This window comes from Coprobacter sp., from assembly GCF_982436375.1.
Window position 1 is genome coordinate 1 of the sequence record NZ_CEWDCG010000137.1, and the last position, 8375, is coordinate 8375.

Below are 8375 nucleotides of genomic sequence, written 5' to 3' on the forward strand. Positions count from 1 at the left end.
GTCCCTAAGGCCGAGTATAGGCTGATGTCGTTATATCCGGTGCATTGAATTTTCAAGTTATCCCCTTTAAAGACGGGATTGGGAAATACTGTAATTTCGGTATTTTTTTCTTCGATTTTGTCGGTAGAAGAAGAATCATATTCTTTACCGTAAGCTTCAAATTCGCAGAACTCCAGTTTAGCATAACGTTTTATATTTACAGCAGCTTTTACGCATGACCCTATGGCAGGTTTAGGTAGGTAAACGATATTTTCGTTTTTTACATCGTTTAGTGTATAAACTTCTTCAAAAGTGTCTCCGTCTCCTACATATAATTTTACCTCATTGGGTAAATAGTTACCACTGAAAGTTAATCCGAATTGATGAAATTCATAGGTATCCCAGACATTAACGATTGCACTACGATCATATTCTGCCGTAGAATAACCTGGTTTCCAAGCCGTTGTTTTGTTGTTATCGGTAAGTAATCCTGTATGAGATAACTGAGAACCTTCATAGGTATCAGCTTCTTCCCATAATAGTAAATTCCTTAAAGAGGGATCATTTACTCTTACTTTAAAAGTTTCGGTACATTCCCAATCTCCGTTGGTTAAGTGGATTGTAATGTCCGATTCTCCAACAGCAGTGGCGGTAAGATTTACTTTTACCGAAGTTTCGTTTATTTCGTTTATTTCTGTTTTTACTGTATTTCCAGAAGGTATTACTTCGATATTGAAATTGTTTTCTTTATTGTAGTTTCCGAGAGAGATAGGAATGTTCACCAGTTGCGTATCTTTCAAATTCATTTCAATATTTTCCGGTATTTCGATTTTAGGACCATCATTGGGTATAGCCAAAGCTTCGAATTCCCAAATACGGATGGTAATAGGTTTTGAATCATATATTTCGAATTTGACATAACGTGCGACTTGAGGTCTTATATAATCTTCTTTGGTGTTGTCTTCATATCTGTTTTTTTCATCTACGACAAGTTTCCAATCTACTTTATCTTTACTGAGATAAATTTTGTAGTTAGAAATATTTCCCGATTTATCTTCGAGATTACCACAGTCGAAAATTTTGAATGCTTGTAATTTATAGCTTTGTTCAAGGTCGATTATTACCCAATGTTCACGTCCTCCGAAGCACCATTTGTTGTGTATGTTTGCTGTACCTGACGGAACTTCTCCATCGACAATATATCCCGGATGTTCATTTATGATAGAACCGCTGTGAGAATCAATAGTTTTGCCTACACTTACTACTTCCAGATCAGCATTTGCCGTGATTTGTACTAATTTTTGTTCAGTTTTAGTGCTTGTTCCTATATTATTTGTAACGGCAACAGTAATATCATAAAATCCTTCTTTATCGAATTTAAAAATTGCTTTATTACCGGTTGTTCGAACTAAAGTCGCTCCTTCTGGGGTTGTCCAATTATATTTCAAAGAATAGCCTTCTGCTTTTGCTTCTGCTGTGATTTCAGAACCTATTTCTGCTAAAGTTTTGTTGACTTTGATTGTTATTTCAGGTGCGGTTTGTTCAGGAAGGGGTATGTCTATATAAGCTTCAGCAACTTCTTTCATCTCTTTTGAGACAGTGACAATATAGGCTCTGACCGAATTTCCTGTTATTGCAGTACGCATGATATTCGGTATATAGAACCCTTCACTGCGGGTTTGTCCTTCTAATGTTTTGTTTCCATCTTTATCGATATAAATATTGAAGTGATGAATGTTTTCGAAATTTTCAGCATCCCAAGTAAGACGTAAGTCACCACCGAATTGGGTGAGAGGTTTTTCTGTTTTTAAATTTTTGACCGGGGCAATTGCTGGAGCGTAGTTTTGTGGAATGATTCCTAATTGACCCAACGAAAGACTAAAATTACTCGTTCCTGATTCTGAACGAATATTCAAAGCAATAATTGAGATGGTTTTGTTATTTAAAGATGACAGATCTACCTCAGCAACCGACCATCCGTTGACTTTTGATGTTTCGTCGATGGAGAACGTAGTAAAAGAGTTGGCATTTTCTGAAATACCGACTTTTAACTCTAGTTTTTCATTCCCGTTTTTTTTATAAATCAGTTGAAATTTATCTCCGTTAGCTGCAAGGATATGGGTTTTGTATAATCGCATCAAATAATTGGTATTTGCAACAAGTTTTCCTGAAATGGATAAACTTGAGCCGATATTGTAAACGTCATCCCAGTTGATTTTTACGGTTAGGTCTTTTTTATTTCCAGAGGGGCAGTCTATCCACCAGCGCCATGTCGGCATTATTGTTTGCATACCGCGATGATACCAATCGACTGTTCTTAATTTTACTCCGTTAATATAGAATCCTTTTCCTTGACCAGTACCGAATGTGGTTACGAACGGCTTAGATTGGATTACAGATCTTTCCATAATAGCATTGGCTAATCCTGGCCATGAATCGTAAGAATTACGGGCACTGACATCAGACGGGTCATTTGCAAGGTTAGTCCAGAAACGGTCTTCATTTCTGAAAACATTTTCCATGGCTGTATAAGCAACATATCCAAAACCCGAACCGTTGTTTAGTAAATTCTCAACGACTTTTTTCCAGTTTACTTCTTCGGGATTAAATAAATCGATAGAACCGGCATGGCCGTTTTGAGGATATAGAGCCTGGAATGCGGCAGCATTTGTCGAACTTAATCCGCTTTGTGCGATTTCTGCACCGAAGTATAATTTCTTAAATATATCGGTGTCAGAAATTCCTCCTTTTTTTAGTATAGAAGTTTGCGATGAAATGTTGGAACTTGTTGCGCTACCGTAATTAAGCATGTATGATACGCCGGGGAGTTTTACCATATCTTCGTAAGATCCGATAGATGTGCTACCATCATACCATTGCATTTCCATTTCGGGGTGTCCGTTGCTTCGTGCTATAGACAGGAATGAGTCCATGAAATCTTTCCACTGAGCAGGAGTTGTCCCCGACGTTTCGGTTTCTTGATTGATAAACCAGCCGTCGAAACCATAATATTCGGCAATTTCATACAGTTTTTGGGCATAAAGATATTTCCCGTTTTCGATGGACAGAAATTCTTGTACCCATTCAGGAGCACCGCCATGAGTTCTGGTCGGGAAGAATACCTGTCCTAATACTTTTACTCCATTAATATGGGCAATGTCTGTAACAGGAGCAGACGGGGGCATAATGATACCTTCTCCTGCTGAACCTCCCCACCAGATCAATAAGTCGAGATATTGCCAATAAGTAGGGTTGTAACCTATGAAGTTTCTGGCGTCTTGGGATGGTGTCTGGCTACAAGATGGATTCATGGTTAGACATGCAGCTACTTGTCCGTCATAAAATTGGTAATTGTTTGCTTTTATCGTATTATCTTGAAAACGATCTTGCAATTTTACTGTGCTCCGGTTGAATTTGGCATCGACATCTTTTTGCGGAGTCCAATCTTTTAGGAAATTGAGTTGCCAGCATCCGCTGAAAGGTTGCTGCGCCTGGCTATTCATAAGGAATAGTGAAAGGATAGCGAATAAAAGAATCTTTTTTTTCATAAATATCATATTTATAAGATTGTATTTTTCATTATTGAGGTATTATCTGAAGTTATTTGGAGTATTCCTTTTTCCCGAATCATCGTTGGTATCCATTATGTCCCACCAAACACGACTTCCTTGATTTATGTCGGCAGGAATATTTTCCCGATTGTAATCTATTTCATCCTGTGGATATCTGACTCTTTTGATAAACTTATTTTTAGGAACATCTACCGTACTCATATTGACAGGATTCATTAGTTTTGGATAATCTGTACGTCTGAATTCCGCCCAACCTTCATTGCCGTTTGGGAATATGGCTAACCATTTTTGTGTAATGATTTGTTCTAACATTCCTTCTTTATCCATCGTTATGAATGGATTTTGTTCTGGATCGGAATAGATGATCAGACCTTTGATATAGTTATTTATATCAGATTCCGGGATATGGTAATAACGTAATGATTCGCGTATTCCGGCTTCGAAATAGTTTTGTGGAGAATCAAAAGCTCCATTCCATTTTCGTAAAGATGCTTCGGCTAACAGGAACTGACATTCAGCATAACTTAACCATACGGATTCTCTACTGTATCCGAACCAATATTGATCTTCATTTACTTTACCGTTTTTAAAGTTACAGCGTAATACAGAGTAAGGTTCTGCATCGTCTTTAATTTCGGAAGCATTTCCAATTTCGCAACCTCTAAAATCGACATCTTCAAATTCGATATCCATTTCCAACGCTTCTTTTGGGGTAGGGTGATACCATGAGATAGCCAGGCGAGGGTCTCTGAAAGAACTAATGTTTTTATATGCGAGTTCCAAATCTTTGGACATGCATACATCGGTATATTTGAAACTGCATAACGCATAAATGTTTTCATCTCCGCCGGCATCTTGTCCACCTAAAGCGATTGGTGCGTATTTAGGAATTGTACGCATATTATCATCTGAAGATTCCATTAGGCCACCCGGGTGGGTCATTGCGGCAACAGCTTCTTTTTCGGCTCTTTCAGGGTCGATATTAGATATACGCAAAGCCAATCTTAACCGTAGTGTATTGGCAAATCGAATCCATTTTCCTTCATCTCCGCCATAACATCGATCATCATTCCCAAAATTAAAGGAGCATGCTCCGGGAACAATATTGTTTGCAGCTTGTTCTAATATTCTGAAAATCATATCATATATTTTTTCTTGAGTATTATATGGTACTTGTTCAGGAACACTCAGACCTTTGATATAGGCACTGAACGGCATGTCTCCGTAAGTATCGGTCATACAAGATGCGAGAAAGGCATAATAAATGCGAACTATATAGAATGCATTTTTGTATGCATCTCTGTCAACATACCAAAATGTCCTTATCATTGTTGCATATTCCGAACTGCGATCTTTGTAAAAATGATTCCAGCGAGCAGCAGACCAATTGTCTGTATAAGTGTAATTAGGAGATAATTCCGAAAATCCGGGACAGTTGTTGGCAAAATAGCCACAATAAATATCGTGAGTGAGATTTGTTGTTATTTGATAATTATTATAGATTCCTTCATAACTGAACTGGCGGAATAATAGTCCCATGCCGTCTTTCCCCGCTTTTAGAGATGCGAGTTCGGTAGGGTCAATTGTTTCTCCCAAATCAATATCGGTAGCACCGTCATCAATATCACTTTGTATGATAGGTGGATTTAACGGGTTGATATTCATTCCGGAAAAATCATCGATACAAGAGGCCGTTAGTAGTGTTATGCCTGCAAATAATGACGAGAAAAATGTTTTGTATATTTTTTTTTGTGTATTCATAATATGTAAATTAAAATTAGAAACCGACACTTACTGAAAAGCCTAATGTGCGGGAATAAGGAACTGAGGTGAAATCTATTGCTTGGGAAAACATGGAGGTGTCAAATCCGCCTTCAGGACTTGTTCCCGGTGTGTGTTTTAATAAATAACAGAGATTACGTCCTACAAAGGATACCTTTAATGCAGTAAATGGTGTTTTCTTTAATATTTGTTTTGGAAAACTATATCCTAAAGAGATTTCTTTTAATTTTATAAAAGAAGCATCATAAATAAATTCTTCGGCAACAGCTTGTTCTCCTCCTATCGATTGATAATATTGACGTGCTGAGATGGCTTGTGTATTTGGTGTTCCATCATCGTGAACTCCAGGAAAAATCAAATTATCCCGCTTTTCTGTTCTTTGGGCAGTACCATAATATGTTGCAATTGCTTCTGAAACAGAAACGATATCTCCTCCGAATTTCATATCAAATAGAGCGGAGAGAAAGATATTTTTGTATGAAAATGTGGGTGTAACAGACATTAAAAGATCCGGTTGAATATTTCCTATTTTTTCTCGATTTTTGTTATATCCTTTTTTAGGTCTGCCGTCGTCTTCAACTAAAATATTACCATTTGCATCTTTCAGATAAGTTATGATGGGATAGATATCTCCGAGAAGACCTCCTTCTTCGGCTCCTACTCTGACTAATAATTTATCTTCGCCTTTAAATTCCATGTATTTAGCCGATTCGTGCAATTCTTTTACAATAGAGCGGTTGTGAGACAGGTTGATATTCAAATCAAAATTGAAATCTTTAGTTTTGACAGGAGTTGCATATACCATAAGTTCGATACCTTTGTTTAATATGCGACCGGCGTTTATCCATTTCGATTCCCATGCTCCGGACGTAGGAACTTTCATGATCTGATTTTTAGTCATGCTGTGATACCAAGTAAAGTCTAATCCTAATCTATTGTCGAAGAAGCGAGCATCTATTCCTATCTCGTATGAAGTAGAAATTTCTGGCTTGACGTCTGGGTTCGCTTTTGTTTTGTCCGAAATAATCGATGGCCCTTCAAAAGATTGTGTCCATCCCATGTAATTGAGAGATGTATAGGGTTCGGTATCTTTTCCTACCTGAGCCGCAGAGAGCCGCAGTTTGGCGAATGTCAGCCAGGATGGAACATTATAGTTGGTCGATTTTATAAAATCGGAAATAATAAAACTCAAACTTGCCGAGGGATAAAAATATGAGTCTTTTACAGTTGTAGACCAATCGTTTCGTGCAGTCAGGTCAAGAGATAAATATTCTTTGAATGACAATTGGGCTGTGGCGAAAATTGAACGGACGGCTTTTTCTTTAAAAGATTGGTTTGCGAGCGTCTTGTCTGCATAATTTAAAAACCAGTGATCTTTTATAGGCATATTTTGTCCGCTGGTCATCAATGCTTCTTGGCTTTGATACATGATATTACCCCCTATAGAGTATCCCAATCTGAAGTCAGGGTTTAATTGGTTATCTCCGAGTATCATGAATTCTGCATTTTGTTCGAAAAAATTTTCTTCACCTTTATTGAATCGGTCTTGCAGAACGATTTCTGATGTACCGTTCGTACGGTTTGTATCTTCTATTTTGGTACGGTAATAGTCGAATGCATATTTTGCCGTTGCATGTAACCAGGGTGTAAAATTGATTTTCATGCTGTAGTAGCCGAAAGCTCTCCACCTATCGTCAAGATTTGAAAGTTGGTTGTTTACGTAATAAGGATTTAATACATCTTCTTGAGGACCATACCAGTTTACGTGCATTTTATCCGCAGTATAATATTTTTGCAGGTCTGTTAACCTGATATTTGCCGGAAGCATTAATAACTGGTATATTTCTCCATTTTTTCCGTTAAAAGGCCGATTTTCGGCTTTGGTTTTTGAAAGAGAGACTTTAGAATCCAGACTTAGAAATTTATTAATTGTAGTACCGGCTTTTAAGTCGATATTTATTTTTTTTAGATTCTCTCCTTGAAATAGCCCGTTGCTATTGAGACTTCCGATAGAAAGCCTGTAATTTGACTTATCTGTAACATTCCCGAGCGAAACATTATGGGATTGAGAGAATCCGGTATTAAAATAATCATCAAAAGTGTCGGTATAATTTGAATAAGGCATTGTTTCACCGTTCCATGCTACATACTCGTGCCCATCTAGTTTTGCACCGAAACTGTAGGGTGTTGATTGGGTGTATTTATCATCGATTCCTTGACCGTAAAGTTGTTGACGATGTAATGTCTCTGAAACGTGTGTCCATGTAAAGCTTCCGGTATAGTTGATTCCGAACCCTTCTTTACGTGTACCGCTTTTAGTTGTGATCAGAATAACGCCGTTACCAGCTCTAGAACCGTAAAGTGCAGCAGCGTTTGGACCTTTTAATACGGATATGGATTCAATATCTTCCGGATTGATGTCGACCGAAGCTCCTCCTCTGTCAATACCTCCATATAGAGATGCAGATGAGCTGCTGTTATCGTTAAAGGGGACTCCGTCAACAACCCATAATGGTTGGTTGTTATCCGTCAGAGAACTGTTTCCTCGAATTGTTATTTTGGTAGAACCATTAAGGCCGGTACCGGATATGTTCATTTGTATACCAGCGACTTTTCCTTGTAGAGCTCCTGTGACTGAAGGATCCCCGGTTTTGTTTAGTTCATCCCCTTTTAGTTCTTGTATAGAATACCCTAACATTTTCTTTTCTCGTTTAATACCTAAAGCAGTAACGACAACTTCATCAATAGCTTGGGTATCTTCGTTAAGACTAATATTTAAATTCCCGTCAGAAGAAATTGAATGTAGCTCGGTTTTGAAGCCGACATAGGAAAATTGGATGTCATTGTATCCAGACGGAACAGTTAAAGTATAATTTCCGTCTATGTCTGTTACTGTTCCAAATGTTGTTCCTTTTACCGAAACGCTTACTCCAATAAGGGGTTCCCCGGAAGAGTCGGTGACGCAACCTTTAATGATTTTTTTTTGAGGATTATCTTTATGAACTGGAGTTTGTTCTTTTTTATGTTTAGTATATAAATAAA

General features: G+C 37.7%; 3 protein-coding genes. All 3 read right to left on the reverse strand.

The window, feature by feature from the left end:
* On the reverse strand, window positions 1-3527 hold a 3527-nt coding region (locus AC1WHX_RS08435), incomplete at its 3' end, for an endo-beta-N-acetylglucosaminidase (protein ID WP_481229142.1).
* 42 nt (window positions 3528-3569) lie between these two features.
* Window positions 3570-5312, reverse strand: a complete 1743-nt coding sequence (locus tag AC1WHX_RS08440; protein ID WP_303116695.1) for a SusD/RagB family nutrient-binding outer membrane lipoprotein — start codon at window positions 5310-5312, stop codon at window positions 3570-3572.
* Window positions 5313-5328: 16 nt separating this feature from the next.
* Window positions 5329-8375, reverse strand: a 3047-nt coding sequence (locus tag AC1WHX_RS08445; protein ID WP_481229143.1) for a SusC/RagA family TonB-linked outer membrane protein, incomplete at its 5' end; no start/stop codon positions are given.